The sequence below is a fragment of the Flavobacterium sp. NLM genome (assembly GCF_002210235.1).
Lineage (GTDB): Bacteria > Bacteroidota > Bacteroidia > Flavobacteriales > Flavobacteriaceae > Flavobacterium > Flavobacterium panici.
In genome coordinates this window covers 1-16,311 of sequence record NZ_LIAC01000023.1, presented here as the reverse complement: position 1 = coordinate 16,311, position 16,311 = coordinate 1, and the positions used below count along the sequence as shown (strand labels likewise).

Genomic DNA, 16,311 nt, shown 5'->3' with positions numbered 1-16,311 from the left:
TTAAATTGTGTTGATTTGTTTTTCGTGGTCTGCTTAAAATTTTTAAATCAGGAATCTTAAGCAAATGCAGCTGCAAAATTACAAAATCAATATCAATAACGATTTCAAAATCAAAACCAATTTGAAATTATATGTTATAAATAAAAAAATATTTGTCTTTTAGAGCTTATAATGATTCATTAGCATTTTTTCATATACTTTATCCGGAAGCGCACGTTTCAATACAATTGAAAACTTTTGCATAAAAACACCCACTTTGTAATGCACTTTTGGTTTGTCTTTTTGTAAGATTTTAAAAATAGCTTCCGCCATTTCATTTGGATTACTTCCCGCATCAACATGTTCGTTCATGGTTGCAAGCGTATCTCCATATACTTTTTCGTAAGCAGAACCTTTTAAAACTGGAGCATGATAACGTCCAGAAGCAATATTTGTCGCAAAATCACCCGGAGCAACATTGGTAATTTCAATTCCAAATTGCTTTACTTCCATTCTTAAAGCTTCGGTAATTAATTCTAAAGCTCCTTTTGATGCTGAATAAACACTTCTGTATGGTAATCCCATATAAGCGGCGATTGACGTAATATTTATAATTAAACCTGATTTTTGCTCACGCATTTGTGGCAAAACAGCTTTCATTACTTCAATTGGTCCAAAGAAATTTGTTTCGAAATTGTTTTTGATTTCTTCCATCGGAATTTCTTCCAAAGGTCCCGTAATTCCAACTCCGGCATTATTAATTACAATATCTAATCTTCCGGTAGTTTCAATGATTTTTGCAACAGCTGTTTTAATTGAATCAGCATTTCGAACATCTAAAGCAACTAATGGAAAAACTGAATTTAAAAATTTTTCAGGATTTCTGCTTGTTCCGTAAACAACAAAACCTTTTGCATGTAAAAATTCTCCAATAGATTTACCTATTCCCGATGATCCTCCTGTAATTAAAACGACTTTATTCATTTTGAGTTATGAGTTATAAATTATGAGTTATGAGTTTGATGCAGAGAAATCTTTTTACTTCTAACATTTAACTTCTAACATTACGAAAGGTCCAAAAATAAAAAAATCCTCCCGAAGGAAGACTACTTTTATACAAATTCTAAAAAATAAAAAGTGGCAAGCGACCTACATCGCACCGCTCAACCACGTACCCTTGCTATGTTCCCATCCTGGGGGAGTCTGCAGGAGCTGGTCGTGTAGGACTTGCCGGTGCAAATATACAATCTTTTTATATTTTTGCAAGAGCTTTGCTGCTATAAAAATATCGTTGTATATTGGCTTATTCAAATTTTAAACTATGAAAAATTATAACTTCCTAACTGTCATTTTATTAGGAATTACATTAATTGGATGTAACGGCACAAAAAAAGGTGAAAATTCTTTATTTACTATCGATGATTCTGCTTTTCCAGCGCATTTTCTGCCAAAAGAAGCGGTTTCAATCGGAATTTTAAACCCAAATTCGAAAGAAATCGACAGCATTGTATACTTTGTTAACGACAAAAAAGTAGGAAGTACAAAAGGAGCTGAGAAATTTAAATTTGAGTTAAAAAATCAAAAATTAGGTTACCAATACTTAAAAGCTACTGCTTATTTTGGAAGTGATTCATCTGATGCAACAAAAAGAATTGAAGTTGTTTCAGACGTTCAGCCGAAAGCATTAAAATTTAAAATAGTAAATACTTTTCCACACGATCCAGAAGCTTTTACTGAAGGTTTAGAATTTCATGACGGTGTTTTATTTGAAAGCACAGGTCAAAAAGAAGATTCATACTTTAGATCTGTCGATTATAAAACCGGAAAAGTAATCAAGCAGGTTGATCTTCCAAAAGAATATTTTGGAGAAGGAATCACTTTTATCAATGGCAAATTATTTCAATTAAGCTGGCAGGAAAAAACAGGCTTTATTTATGATGCTAACACATTAAAACTTGAAAAAAAATTCACCTATGATAAAGATATTGAAGGCTGGGGAATGACGCATGATGATAAATATATTTATCACTCTGACGGAACTGAAAAAATCTGGAAAATGGATCCAAATACGCAAAAATTAATTGATTATATCAATGTGTATTCTGGTTCTTCAAAAATTAAAGCTATTAACGAATTAGAATTAATTGATGGAAAATTTTATGTAAACGTTTGGCAGAAAGATGCAATTGCAGTGGTAAACCCAGCATCTGGCGCAGTTGAAGGAATATTAAACCTTTCTGATTTACGTAAATTTATTAAAGCTCCAAAAGCAGAAGTTTTAAACGGAATTGCATATAATCCTCAAACTAAAACCATTTTTGTAACCGGTAAATACTGGGAGAAAATGTTTGAAATCACAGTTTCAGAATAATAGTGAAACAATATTCAAATTTTTAAATTCCAAATTCCAATAATACAATACAAATTTCACGAGTTTTCACAATTCATTAGTGAAAATTCGTGAAATTTGTGTTTTATAACAATATCCACAATGACAACATTAATAAAAAATATAAAAGAACTGCTTCAAGTCCGTGAAACTTCTGTTTCTAAAGTTTCGGGAGCTGAGATGGCAGAACTTCCTACGATTAAAAATGCTTTCTTAATTATAAAAGACAATCTAATTGCTGATTTTGGTTTGATGGAAAATTTACCCGAAATCAAAGTTGATAAAGTTATTAATGCGGAAGGTCGCATTGTTCTTCCGTCTTGGTGTGACAGCCATACTCATATTGTATATGCAGGAAACCGCGAACAAGAATTTGTAGACCGAATTAACGGATTTACTTATGAAGAAATCGCCAATCGCGGCGGCGGTATTTTAAATTCTGCCAAGAAATTAAACGAAACTTCAGAAGAAGAAATTTATGAGCAGTCTAAACTTCGTCTTGAAGAAGTTATGCGTTTAGGAACTGGAGCCGTAGAAATAAAATCCGGTTACGGATTAACTATTGAAGGTGAATTAAAAATGCTTCACGTGATTAAAAAACTGGCAGAAAATTATCCTATTTCCATAAAAGCAACTTTTCTTGGCGCACACGCTTTTCCAACACATTATAAAGAAAACAAAGCAGGTTATATTGATGAAATTATAACTAAAATGCTTCCTGAAATTGCTCAGAACAAACTGGCAGATTATGTGGATGTTTTCTGCGAAAGCGGTTATTTCTCTGTTGAAGAAACCGAAAAAATTATGCAGGCCGGAATTGAATTCGGCTTAAAGCCAAAAATTCACGTGAATCAGTTTAATTCTATTGGCGGAATTCAGGCTGGTGTTAAATTTAACGCACTTTCTGTCGATCATCTGGAAATAATGAATCCGGAAGATATTGAAGCTTTAAAAGGCACAGAAACGATGCCGGTTGCTTTACCGTCTTGTTCTTATTTTTTAAGCATTCCGTATACGCCAGCTCGTGAAATGATAAAAGCAGGTTTACCTCTGGCATTAGCAACAGATTTTAACCCTGGTTCTACTCCATCCGGAAACATGAATTTTGTTGTGGCAACGGCATGCATTAAAATGAAAATGACTCCGGAAGAAGCCATAAATGCCGCTACAATAAACGGTGCCTACGCAATGGGACTTTCTGATACGCACGGAAGCATCACAAAAGGCAAAAAAGCTAATTTAATTGTAACGAAACCAATTTCATCTTACTACCAAATTCCTTATGCCTTTGGAAGCAATTTAATCGAAGATGTTATTATTGAAGGTGAAATTATATAAATAAAATCAAATATAGCCCGTGGTTTCAACCACGGGAAACGTATCATTAAATACGTTTTCAACCAAACATTTAGAAAACATAAAAAAAGGTCTGCGAAGAAAATCACAGACCTTTAATATTTTAGTGGTATTTTACCTAAGCGACGATAAGAATTTATCTCAAGCTGAAACTAGTTTTAGAAACTAATTCATCATTATCAAAAACATTGATAAAGTAAGTTCCTTTAGCAAAATCTTTTCCTGGTAAATCTTCAGTAACGTTTACAGTTTTGTTTTCATACTTTACAGTAGTTTTAAAGCTGTATGTTAAAGAGTTGTCACCGAAACTTTCAGTTTTTTTCTCGCCTAAAACGTTGTTTTTTGCATCGATAACCTGAACATAATATGTTTTATCTCCAGATTTTGCAATTTGGTTTTCAGCAATTGTAAAACTTATTTTTAAAACATCAGCACGGCTTGCTTTGTCTGTTTCAATTTGTTTTCCAGAGCTTCTTAATTTATAAGCTGCAGTTTTAGTGTTCGTAATAGATAATTTAGAACCTCTTTCAACTGTTTTTGCAAGCTCTTCATTTTGACCTACAAGTACTTCGTTATATTTTTTAGACTCCCCTAAAACTGTAATTGTACTATCTCTTTGAACTGTTAAAACACCATTTTGTTTTTTCAATTCGTCATTTTCAGCAACAAGCGTTTTCATTTTGCCCTGCATTGCCTGAACTTGAGATCTGTATTTAGAAACGTCACCTTTAGATTTATTTAAATCTGCCATTAAAGCGACAACTTTATCTCTTTCCTGAATTAATTCATCAGACATTGACGTATTTTCAGCAATTGCAGCATCGTAAGTTGCTTTTAATTCCTGTAAATCTTTCATAACAGATTCTTTTTCTGTCATTGACGTTGTCAATTCTGTTTTAACCACTTCAGTATCAGAAGAAAGTTTAAAGATATACACTAAGCTACCAATTAGTAGGACTGCTAAAACCGCTATAACCGCTTTTAGACTTGAATTGTTGTTGTTCGTTGGGTTTTCCATATTGAATAATTTTCTTTAATAACAAATTTAAGAATTAATATATCTTAATAACGTAAGTTGTAACAATTATATTATTTTTGGAAAATAAATTTTTTTCATGGAGAAATTAGTTCCTTTTACTGTCAATGATTTGGCAAAAGTCACAAATCATCGTAGTGGTGAAATAAAATTCGGAGAAAAAATGATTGTGCTTCCTAAAGGAGCAGATAAAATCAAGTTTTTGCAAGAATCGGAGGCGAAGTATGTGTTGTTAGGAATTCCTGAAGATATTGGTGTAAGAGCGAATTACGGAAGACCCGGAGCGGCATCTGCCTGGGAAAGTGCTATTAAAAGTATTGCAAATATTCAGCATAACAGATTTTCTAAAGGAAGTCAGATTATAATTTTAGGACATTTAGATGTTTCTGAAGAAATGCGCGATGTCGAAAAATTAGATTTTAATGACATCGACGATCGTTCTAAACTAAGTCAGTTAGTAGAAAAAATCGATAAAGAAGTTTCGCATATCATATTTACTATAATTAAAGCGGGAAAAACGCCAATTATTATTGGCGGCGGTCATAATAATGCTTACGGAAATATTAAAGGTTCGGCTTTAGCCAAAGGAAAACCTATTAATGCCATTAATTTTGATGCGCATTCTGATTTTAGAATTTTGGAAGGCCGTCATAGCGGAAATGGTTTTTCTTATGCGTATGAAGAAGGTTTTCTTAAAAAATACTTCATTTTCGGACTTCACGAAAATTATACTTCAAAAAGCGTTTTAGATATTATTAAAAAACTCGAAGATCGTGTTCGTTATAATACATATGACAGCGTAAATATTCGCAAAGAAAAAGATTTCGAGAGAGAAATGGCCCTGGCGCTTGAATTTATCAAAACAGATTCATTTGGAATTGAAATTGATTTAGACGCAATTCCTAATATCGCCAGCAGCGCTATGACCATAAGCGGTTTTTCGGTAGAAGAATTACGACGATTTATTTCGTTTTTTGCACAGCACAGAAATGCGACCTATTTGCATATTTGCGAAGGTGCGCCAGATCTTGCCGATTCTCCTAATAATAATTTAATTGGAAAATTAATTGGTTATTTAGTAACTGATTTTATAAAAGCGAATAACGAAAAAGATAAAATTAACTGAAGAACAAGCGGTCTACAGCCACATATTTCCCAAATAATAGCAGATTCAAATCAACGGTTAACCGAATAAACCTATCTTTGCAAAGAATTTAGTACTTAAAACTAAAGTTCTTAATTAGTAAGATATGTTATTCGAAGATTTATCACTTTCAAAAAGTATACAAAAAGCCGTATTTGAAGAAGGCTACCTAAACCCCACTCCAATTCAGGAAAAATCAATTCCGATTGTTTTAGCCGGAAGGGATTTAATTGGCTGTGCTCAAACGGGTACGGGAAAAACTGCCGCATTTGCTATTCCAATTATACATCAACTGCATAGAATTGTAGGTTCAACAAAAAAAGCCAAAGTAATTCGTGCACTTATAGTTACTCCAACCCGTGAATTAGCGGTTCAAATTGGACAAAGTTTTGACACTTATGCAAAATATACCAATTTAACACAGTTGACTATTTTTGGCGGCGTTTCTCAAAATCCGCAGGTTGATACCTTAAAAAATGGTATCGATATTCTAGTTGCGACTCCGGGTCGTTTATTAGATTTACAAAAACAAGGTTTCCTTGATTTGAATCATTTACACACTTTAGTTTTAGATGAGGCCGATCAAATGCTGGATATGGGTTTTATAAACGATGTAAAAAAGATTGTAAAACTGACACCTAAAAACAGACAAACTTTACTTTTTTCTGCTACTATGCCTCTTGCGATTCGCGAACTGGCAGAAATGTTTTTACAAGATCCTGAAAAAGTGGAAGTTTCTCCTGTTTCATCAACAGCTGAAAATGTAGAGCAGCGTATTTATTTTGTTGACAAAACAGAAAAAAGAAACTTATTATATCATTTGATTAAAAATGAAAATTTATCAAATGTGCTGGTTTTTTCAAGAACGAAGCATGGTGCGGATAATGTTGTAAAAGCACTTCGTAAAAAAGATATTCCGGCAGAAGCAATTCACGGGGATAAATCGCAAAATGCAAGACAACGCGTTTTGGATGCTTTTAAAAACAAAGAAGTTGGTGTTCTGGTTGCTACAGATATTGCAGCAAGAGGAATTGATATTGACCAGTTACCGTATGTGATCAACTTTGATTTACCAAATATTCCGGAAACATATGTGCATAGAATTGGCCGTACCGGACGTGCAGGAAATGGCGGAATTGCGATTTCATTTTGCGGTAAAGATGAAGAGCCTTACTGGAAGGATATTAAGAAATTAATAAAAGTAGATGTGAAAATCATTACAGATCATCCTTATCCATGGCATGCAGGAAGTCCTGAAGCGGGCGAAAAACCTAAAAATTCAAACCGAAGCGGAGGTGCTCATAAATCGAGAAAATCGAGTGCTTCAAAACAAAATAAAAAACGCTGGTATTAACCAGCGTTTTTTGATTCATTTATGAGATAATTTAAAATCTTAAACAGTTTAACAGGCTCGAAAGGTTTCACGATAATATCATTCATTCCTGACGAAACTGCTTCATCTGTAATTTCATCTTTATCAAAAGCGGTTAAAGCTACAACCGGAGTTTTTATACCAAGCTGGCGAATTCTTTTTGTGGTTTCAAATCCATTCATTAACGGCATATTAATATCCATTAAAATAAGATCAAATTCTTCTTTTTCTAATATAGAAAGAGCACTAAAACCATCATCAACGACTTTGCAGATAAAATTATTTTTTTCGATAATTTTCTTGGTTACTAATTGATTAATCAGGTTATCTTCGACAATAAGAATTTTGTAGATATCGCTTGAAGTTAAATCGACTTCTATATTTTCAATAATTTTCTTTGTTTTAAGTGGGTCATGTTCAAAAGGAATAGAAAATGAAAATGAAGTTCCTGCGCCAAGATCGCTTTCCAGACTAATTGAGCTTCCAAAAAGCCCTAATAAGCGTTTTACAATGCTTAAACCTAATCCTGTTCCCTGATAATCTTCTTCTTTTCTTCCTACCTGAACAAATTTTTCGAATATTTTATTTTGATCGACAGCAGCAATCCCAACACCATTATCTTTTATCAGAAAACCTAAATAATAAAACTTTCCTTCTATTCTTTCCAGTTTAACTCTAATTTCAACTTCTCCATCTTTAGTAAATTTTAAAGCGTTACTCACGAGGTTCATTAGAATTTGCGCCAACCGTAGTTTATCTCCAATTAAGTATTCGGGAATTGCGTGATCAATTTCAACATTAATTTTGTTGTTGTTTTTTTGAGATAAAAAAGAAAGTGAATTTTTAATCACCGTTATCTCATCTGAAATATTAAAAGTTAAACTTTCCAGAACAACTTTATTCTCTTCAATTTTATTGATTTGCAGAATGTCATTTACAAGAGACAACAAATATCTGGCAGAAAATTTTAAAGCGCTTAAGTGTTCGCTTTGAGATAACTCTTTGTGTTCTTCTAAAAGCATATTGGTAATCCCGACAACTCCATATAACGGAGTACGCAATTCGTGACTTATAGTCGAAATAAATTGCGTTTTAAGTACAGAGGCTTCTTCTGCCATTTCTTTTGCTTTTAGAAGCTCTAAATTGTGTTTTTTCTTAAGTCCGATATTCTTAATTAAGGTTACAATTAAGAAAAGAAGAATCAACGAAATAAGAATAAACAGGATTACAATAATCCGGGATTTTTTAAGACTTTGTAATTGAGATGTTTTTTCATTTTCAATTTTCTCAATCTGTCTTTTGTATTCATCCAGTTCTAAGTTTAAACCGGCTATAGAAGCTTTTTTAAGTTTTTCCTGGCTATAAAGTTCGCCCGTAATTTTATTGTATATAACCAGATTATTATACGCTTCTTTGTGTTTTCCTATTTTGCTTAAAAATTTTGAATACTCTAAATGTGCATAGGCCAAATCTGGTTTCTCATCTTGAGAATTGCTATAAGAGATTGCTTTTATAAAATAGTTATTTGCTTTATCATTTTGATTTTCGCTGGCCCAATACATTCCGTTTAAGAAATTTAAAGCAATGTCATTTGCCTTTCCTTTTAAATCATTTTGATGTTCATTGATATATTGCAAATAGGGCAGTCCTTCTTTATAGTTTCCAATCTTAAAATAGGACCAGACAATATTAAGATTGGTTATAGCAACTTCTTTGAGATATTTTTGTTGCCTTCCAAATTTTAATGACTCTTTATAATACGTAATTCCGTCGCTGTACATTTTTTTTTCAAAAAAATACAAGTTGCCCAAATTACTGGTTATCATCATTCTTAAACTAACAATATTAGATCGTTCTGCATAGAATAATGCCTTCTTGTAAAAAAATACAGCTTTATTAATTTCTCCCAAATCGTGAAAATTAATTCCGATTATGTTGTAATTCCTCGAAATCAACGTATCATTTTTTATATCAAATGCATACTGAAGGGCAATTCCGGATTTCTTTAAGGATTTTTCGTAATTAGTTTCATCTAAATAATCACAAGCTTCCTGAGTTAGTTCTTTAACTTTTGTAAGAGATACAGCATGGTTTTGAGCTGGCGACTCAAGACAAAGTATGTTTAAAAAAGTAAAAATTAAAAAACAAAATCTATAATGAAGCATAATTTGGGATATGTTTATTCAAATATACATTATTATCATAATACACAATAAAAGTATTATCTTAATAACCTAAAGATTCAATAATCATTCTAATATTTTACACTTATAAAATATAAAAAAAAGCATTTAAACATTTAGGAAACTTAAAGTTATACTTTTTGATACACTATTATAAAATAAAGAAACCGTAACAAACAAAATCTGTTACGGTTTTTATATGTTTGAAAGAATATAATTAATTATCTTCAGTAATATCTAAATTCTGTTCCTTACCATCTTCCCATTTTCCAACAACAGAAGTTGCCAATGCGTTTCCAAGTACATTTGTTGCACTTCTAAACATATCACAGAAATGGTCAATTGGCAAAATCAGGGCAATACCTTCAACCGGAATTTTAAACATTCCGCAAGTAGCTGCAACAATTACCAAACTTGCTCTTGGTACACCTGCAATACCTTTACTGGTTAACATTAAAACCAAAAGCATAGCCATTTGTGTCCCTAAATCTAAATGAACTCCATAAAACTGAGCGATAAAGATACTGGCAAAAGTCATGTACATCATACTTCCGTCAAGATTAAACGAATAACCAAGCGGTAACATGAAGGCTACAATTTTATTTTTAACCCCAAAATCTTCTAATTCTTCAGTTAATTTAGGAAAAACAGCCTCACTGCTCGTAGTTCCAAAAGCAATCGCTAATGGCCCTGTAATACGTTTTAATAATTCGGTCATTCTTCCTTTTAAGAAAATATAACCTACTACAACCAAAACCACCCATAAAGTTCCGATACCTACTAAAAATGATCCGAAGAATTTAAAATAAGTAATAATTAATTCTTCTGCATCTCTAATAGCAAAAACTCCTGCAATGGCACCAAAAACCCCAATTGGAGCAAAGTTCATTACATAGTTCACCATTTTTAAAACAATATGCGAAGCTTTATCAAAAGCATTTATAATTGGCTTTACAGTACTTCCTAAAGAAGCAGCAGCTAATCCAAAAAAGATAGAAAATATTACAATCTGCAAAATTTCATTAGTTGCCATTGCTTCAAAAATACTTTTAGGAACAATATGCTCAACAAAATTCTCTACAGATAATATTTTTGTTTTAGCTGTAACTTCACTAGCAGCAGCCATATCAACGTGGTCTAGTTTTAAGCCTACACCCGGTTCTAAAATATTTACAAAAAATAATCCGATTAATAAGGATATAAAAGAAGCAGTAAAAAACCAGCCAAGTGCTTTCCCTCCAATTCTTCCAACAGTTTTAATATCACCTAGCTTTGCAATTCCTACTACTAAAGTGGTAAAAACTAAAGGAGCAATAATCATTTGCACTAATCTGATGAAGATCGTAGCCAGCATTTTTATTTTATTGCTAAACGATACTGCCGCTTCCTGAGAAATTGAATTATGGATAATAATTCCCAAAGCTGCCCCAAGCACCATTGCAATTATAATTTGCCCTGTTAATCCCGAAAAAAATGATTTCTTTTTAGTTTCTGTAATTTGCATTAATTTACTTTTAAATTATTAAAATATAAGACCCTCACTGCCTTACTTTTATTAATATGTTTTGTTGATTAAATAAAAATCAGCCAAAACAATCGCAGCCATCGCCTCAACGATTGGCACTGCACGAGGCACCACACACGGATCATGACGTCCTTTTCCGGTCATTGGTGTAATATTTCCTTTATTATCCAGAGAATCCTGAGTCTGCATGATAGTCGCAACTGGTTTAAAAGCTACTCTGAAATAAATATCCATTCCGTTGCTTATTCCACCCTGGATTCCGCCAGAAAGATTTGTTTTTGTAGTTCCGTCTGGATTATATAAATCGTTGTGTTCGCTTCCTTTCATTTCAGAACCAGAGAAACCACTTCCGTACTCAAAACCTTTTACGGCATTGATGGAAAGCATTGCTTTTCCTAATTCAGCATGCAATTTATCAAAAACAGGTTCGCCTAAACCAACCGGAACGTTTTGAATTACACATGAAACTACACCGCCGACAGTATCTCCCTGCTTGCGGATATCACGAATATATTCTTCCATAACAGCTGCCGATTTTTCATCTGGACAGCGGACAGGATTGCTTTCGATTTTAGAGAAATCTAATTCCTGATAAGGAGTATCTAAATGAATTGGACCAACAGAAGAAACGTAAGCATTAATTTTAATTTCAGGCAACACTTGTTTTGCAATTGCTCCTGCTACTACTCTGCTCGCTGTTTCACGCGCAGAACTTCTTCCGCCGCCGCGGTAATCACGAAAACCATATTTTTGGTCATACACATAATCAGCATGACTTGGTCTGTAATTATCTTTAATATGCGAGTAATCGTCTGATTTTTGATTGGTATTTGGAATAATAAAACCAATTGGGGTTCCGGTCGTTTTTCCTTCAAATATTCCCGATAAAAACTGAACCGCATCTGGTTCTTTTCTTTGTGTTACGATAGCCGACTGCCCCGGTTTTCTGCGAGACATTTCAACTTCAATCGCTTCAAAATCAAGTTGTATTCCTGATGGGCAACCGTCTATAATTCCGCCTAAAGCTTCACCATGAGATTCTCCAAATGTTGTAACTTTATATAGGGTGCCGTAGCTATTTCCTGCCATTGTAAATTGTTTTGAGCAAATGTAAGTTTTATGAATTAAATTAAAAAATTAAAAATTGGTAATATTAATTAAAGATTAAACACTTTAAAAATCACAATTTATTAAAATTGCCTTTGAATTAGTAACCTTTTGATAAAATAAATGGAGTAGGATTTTCTTTTATTTGTGGAACTTCAAATTAAGAAAAATTGAAAAAACGAAATGTCGAACTGGTCATTATTTCTGATGTCCATTTGGGAACTTACGGAAGTCACGCTAAAGAACTAAACAATTATTTATCAAGCATTAAACCTAAAACTTTAGTTTTAAATGGTGATATAATTGATGCATGGCAGTTTAGAAAATCTTATTTTCCTAAAGCGCATTTAAGAGTCATTCAGCGCATTATCGGGATGGCTTCTAAAGGCACAAAAGTGTATTACATTACCGGAAATCATGACGAGATTCTTCGAAAATTCAGCGACATGAACATGGGAAATTTTTCTTTGGTCGATAAATTAGTTTTAGAATTAGACGACAAAAAAGCCTGGATTTTTCACGGAGACGTATTTGATGCTTCTGTACAGCATTCTAAATGGATTGCAAAACTAGGCGGATTAGGTTATGATTATTTAATTTTGATGAATCGTTTTGCTAACTGGTGTCTGGCAAAATTAGGCCGCGAACCTTACTCTTTTTCTAAAAAAATAAAAGCCAGCGTAAAAAAAGCTGTAAAATTTATTTCGGATTTTGAAACTACAGCAACTGATCTGGCTATCGAAAAAAATTACGATTATGTAATCTGCGGACATATTCATGAACCCAAAATCCTTACTAAAGAAAACAAACACGGTTCTACTTTATACTTAAATTCCGGCGACTGGGTCGAAAACCTAACAGCTCTTGAGTATCATAAAAAGCGTTGGAAATTATACTCTTACACTCATACGAACTTTACAGAAGAAGAAAATCTTTTTGAAATGGAAGATATTTTAACCTCTCAAATGTTATCTAATATTATTCTAAAAAAGTAAAACACACCTTTATTTACAAGCTTTTACAAAGGTTAACTATTTTTAATTTTTGTAATTTACATTTACAAAATGTGAATTATATAACAATTTCTAAAAATGTTATACGTTCTTAAATTGAGAACGATTATACATTTGAAAAAAATTAATTAACCATTTTATGAAAAAGATTATTTTATCTGCCATTATGCTCTTAGGGCTAGCATTTACGGCTCAATCACAAGAAATTTCAAAACACGCTTTAGGATTACGTTTAGGAGACAATAACGGATTTGGAGGTGAAGTATCATATCAGTTGGGATTGAACCAAAAAAACAGACTTGAGTTTGATTTAGGCTGGAGAAACAGCAGTGATGTAGACGCTATAAAAGGGGTTGCTCTTTACCAATGGGTTTGGAACATCGATGGAGGTTTTAACTGGTACGCTGGTGTAGGTGGAGGAATTGCTGCCTGGGATCACGATTATTACAACAATAATTACAGATATAACGACAGCGGAACTTATGTTTTTGCAGCCGGAGATATTGGTATAGAATATAGATTTAAAGAAGTGCCTATCACACTGTCATTAGATGCAAGACCTGAAATTGGTTCTGGATACTATGACGATGACAATTTTGGATTTGACGTTGGTTTAGGTGTCAAATTCAGATTCTAATTAAAAATAAAAAATAATTGTAAGAAGAAACCTGTCGTTGTAATGCGACAGGTTTTTTTTATGTTTTGATTAAAGCTTAGTGTCACCCAGAGCGATCCCGAGGCTTCGGGAGAAGGGCTTTCGAGGTAAAAGGGCTGCGACTTCGCTCAGCCTTACATTTGACCTGTAACTAATAACTATTTACTTAATAATAATCTCCTTTTTAGAATGTATTTTTACAACAGTATAAGGATAAGTAATAGCCTGCGTCACCATTGCATCCGGAGCAGGATTTTTTTCTTTTACGGTAATGATAATGTTCTTATCCGTTTCTTCAACCTTTTCAATTCCAATAGAATATCCTCCTGTGTTTTTTTCACCCATGTTGAGAATAACATAATTAGAATTGGCAATATCAGTCTGCTTCATTTTAGCAGCTAAAAGCGGATCATTTTCAAGCATTTTGATCTCGTTAGGTTCTGTCAAAATTTCGAAAAATTTAATATTTCCCCCACCGTCAGACTGTTCAGTTAAAACTTCGTATAAAGCCGTTGAACTTGTCGTTTTTTTAGCTCCGCAGGAAATTAAAACAAAAATTACTAAAACCGAAATTACTTTTTTCATTACGTTCAAATTTTTAAAATTAATGTTTCTATTCTTTATAATCGTCAATGGCTCTTTGATACAAAGCTTCATATTTAGGCAGAATGTTTTTGATATCAAATTTTCTGGCAACTTCCAATGCATTGATTTTAAATTCATTCAAGGTTTTATCGTCTTTTAAGATTTTGATTGCATTTGCCGCCATTTCATCGACATTTCCAACATCACTTAAATATCCTGAAACACCATCAAAGTTAACTTCCGGTAAACCTCCTGAATTACTTGAAATTACAGGAACTCCGCAAGCCATTGCTTCTAATGCTGCTAGACCAAAACTTTCAGTTTCTGACGGAAGTAAAAACAAATCAGTCATGCATAAAATCTTATCGATTTCATTACTGTTCCCAAAGAAAATTACTTTATCGTAGATTCCCAGTTCCATACATAAAACCTCTGCTCTTTCTTTTTCAGGACCATCACCCACCATCATTAATTTAGCCGGCATTACTTTTTGGATATTATAAAAAATCTTGATAATATCCGGAATACGTTTTACCTTTCTAAAGTTACTAATGTGCGTTACGATTCGCTCATTTTCCTTTGCCATTACATATCTGTGGCAAGGTTCAGTTGGATCTTTTCTAACTTTATCCAATTCAATAAAATTCGGGATTACCTTAATTTTATTCTTGATTTTGAACAATTTCAGCGTATCATCTTTCAAACTCTGTGAAACCGAAGTCACATAATCAGACTTATTGATGCTAAAAGTTACCGCAGGTTTATAAAACGGATGGTTTCCAACAAGCGTTATATCAGTTCCGTGAAGCGTCGTAATCATCGGAAGATTAATTCCTTCATTCTTAAGCATTTGTTTCGCCATATAACCCGCATAAGCGTGCGGAATAGCGTAATGCACATGTAAAACTTCTATTTTATATAATTTCACCATATCGACCAATTTGCTTGACAAAGCCAACTCATAAGGCTGATAATGGAACAAAGGATATTCAGGAACGTTTACTTCGTGATAATGAACATTTGGATTTAAAAGTGCTAATCTTACTGGCTGACTGTAAGTTATAAAATGTATTTCGTGTCCGCGTCTGGCTAATTCGAGACCTAGTTCTGTAGCAACTACACCACTACCGCCAAATGTTGGATAACAAACTATTGCTATTTTCATGTATTAAATTTAATTCTACGAAAGTACTCAAAAATCACCTTTAATTAGGCTTTTAAATTGTTAGATTTTCGACAAAATTAGATTAAATCTGGTTGATAAATATTTTTAGAAGCAGCACAATATCTGCAAAAAAGACCAGTAGTCCCGCTGTTTGCTATATCTTTTTCTGTCTAAAAAGCCAGAAAAAGGATACCGCTTCCATCGGGGCTAGATTAGATGGTTTTGTTTTTATAAGAAAATAATTTAAATAATTTCTATTCAAAAAAAACACTACCGTTCCAAGGATACTCTATTCCTCTATAAATTGTCATTTTCAAGGTAAACAGCAAGACACATACGATTAATAAAATTGTCACTATTAAAGGTAAAGTAACTTTCTTTTTAATGTTTAGAAAAAAAATATACCCGAATATAATTTGCAAAATGACTAATAATATTACATAAAACATGTCTCCAATTCCTTGTCCGAAAACTATTTTTCCATTAAAAATTAAGGTTAGTATTATTGAAGTCCAAATAAAATACAAAACGCTACAAATACTCAAAACTTTCCTCATGTTTAATATTAAATTATTAAAATTAGATATTCTTGTCATTCCTAGTTACTCGGAATGATAATTGGGTTTACTATGTCTTCAACGGATTAAAATCCATTACTCCAAAATAATCATTCCTTCGGAATTTTATATGCAGCGTTCCGTAGGAACAAATTATATTGTAGGGATGGATTTTAATCCATCTTCGCAAACATAATTGTCAATCTTTGTCGATTCTCTAGTGCGATTCCTCGTTCCTCGGAATG

General features: G+C 32.9%; 13 protein-coding genes and 1 other RNA gene. 6 read left to right on the top strand and 8 right to left on the bottom strand.

Annotation, left to right across the window (positions count from 1 at the left end; genetic code table 11):
- Positions 1-159: 159 nt before the first annotated feature.
- Positions 160-963, bottom strand: coding sequence for an SDR family oxidoreductase (locus APR43_RS22330; RefSeq protein WP_053470167.1), 804 nt, complete (start codon positions 961-963; stop codon positions 160-162).
- A 151-nt stretch (positions 964-1,114) separates the two neighbouring features.
- Positions 1,115-1,212: signal recognition particle sRNA small type (gene ffs, locus APR43_RS22325), an RNA gene on the bottom strand.
- 88 nt (positions 1,213-1,300) lie between these two features.
- Here ffs and APR43_RS22320 point away from each other — a divergent pair.
- The gene (locus tag APR43_RS22320; RefSeq protein ID WP_053470168.1) at positions 1,301-2,350 is read left to right on the top strand and encodes a glutaminyl-peptide cyclotransferase; all 1,050 of its coding nucleotides are present in this window, start codon (positions 1,301-1,303) and stop codon (positions 2,348-2,350) included.
- A gap of 120 nt (positions 2,351-2,470) precedes the next feature.
- Positions 2,471-3,706, top strand: coding sequence for an imidazolonepropionase (hutI, locus tag APR43_RS22315; protein ID WP_053470169.1), 1,236 nt, complete (start codon positions 2,471-2,473; stop codon positions 3,704-3,706).
- A gap of 154 nt (positions 3,707-3,860) precedes the next feature.
- On the opposite strand, the gene APR43_RS22310 is transcribed toward hutI, so the two are convergent.
- Positions 3,861-4,742, bottom strand: coding sequence for a hypothetical protein (locus tag APR43_RS22310; protein ID WP_053470170.1), 882 nt, complete (start codon positions 4,740-4,742; stop codon positions 3,861-3,863).
- Positions 4,743-4,839: 97 nt separating this feature from the next.
- Between APR43_RS22310 and APR43_RS22305 the strand changes: the two genes are divergently transcribed.
- Both APR43_RS22305 and APR43_RS22300 read left to right on the top strand, forming a co-directional pair.
- Complete coding sequence (locus APR43_RS22305; protein ID WP_053470171.1) at positions 4,840-5,886, top strand: formimidoylglutamase; 1,047 nt, start codon at positions 4,840-4,842, stop codon at positions 5,884-5,886.
- A 124-nt stretch (positions 5,887-6,010) separates the two neighbouring features.
- Complete coding sequence (locus APR43_RS22300) at positions 6,011-7,258, top strand: DEAD/DEAH box helicase (protein ID WP_053470172.1); 1,248 nt, start codon at positions 6,011-6,013, stop codon at positions 7,256-7,258.
- Here APR43_RS22300 and APR43_RS22295 read toward each other — a convergent pair.
- The 3 genes from APR43_RS22295 to aroC form a co-directional block, all read right to left on the bottom strand.
- Positions 7,255-9,441 (bottom strand): response regulator, encoded by a 2,187-nt coding sequence (locus tag APR43_RS22295; protein ID WP_053470173.1) that lies wholly within the window; start codon positions 9,439-9,441, stop codon positions 7,255-7,257. The genes APR43_RS22300 and APR43_RS22295 overlap by 4 nt on opposite strands.
- Before the next feature lie 235 nt (positions 9,442-9,676).
- The gene (locus APR43_RS22290; protein WP_053470174.1) at positions 9,677-10,963 is read right to left on the bottom strand and encodes a dicarboxylate/amino acid:cation symporter; all 1,287 of its coding nucleotides are present in this window, start codon (positions 10,961-10,963) and stop codon (positions 9,677-9,679) included.
- A 51-nt stretch (positions 10,964-11,014) separates the two neighbouring features.
- Positions 11,015-12,073, bottom strand: a complete 1,059-nt coding sequence (gene aroC / locus APR43_RS22285; protein WP_053470175.1) for a chorismate synthase — start codon at positions 12,071-12,073, stop codon at positions 11,015-11,017.
- 188 nt (positions 12,074-12,261) lie between these two features.
- On the opposite strand from aroC, the gene APR43_RS22280 reads away from it, so the two are divergent.
- Entirely contained in the window at positions 12,262-13,086 is an 825-nt protein-coding gene (locus APR43_RS22280; RefSeq protein ID WP_053470176.1) for a UDP-2,3-diacylglucosamine diphosphatase, read from the top strand.
- A 157-nt stretch (positions 13,087-13,243) separates the two neighbouring features.
- Positions 13,244-13,741 (top strand): hypothetical protein, encoded by a 498-nt coding sequence (locus tag APR43_RS22275; RefSeq protein WP_053470177.1) that lies wholly within the window; start codon positions 13,244-13,246, stop codon positions 13,739-13,741.
- Positions 13,742-13,921: 180 nt separating this feature from the next.
- Here the strand turns inward: APR43_RS22275 and APR43_RS22270 are convergent, their stop codons facing one another.
- Positions 13,922-14,344, bottom strand: a complete 423-nt coding sequence (locus APR43_RS22270) for a protease complex subunit PrcB family protein (RefSeq protein WP_053470178.1) — start codon at positions 14,342-14,344, stop codon at positions 13,922-13,924.
- Positions 14,345-14,372: 28 nt separating this feature from the next.
- Positions 14,373-15,509: an N-acetyl-alpha-D-glucosaminyl L-malate synthase BshA gene (gene bshA / locus APR43_RS22265; protein WP_053470179.1), complete on the bottom strand. Its 1,137-nt coding sequence runs from the start codon at positions 15,507-15,509 to the stop codon at positions 14,373-14,375.
- Positions 15,510-16,311 lie beyond the last annotated feature (802 nt).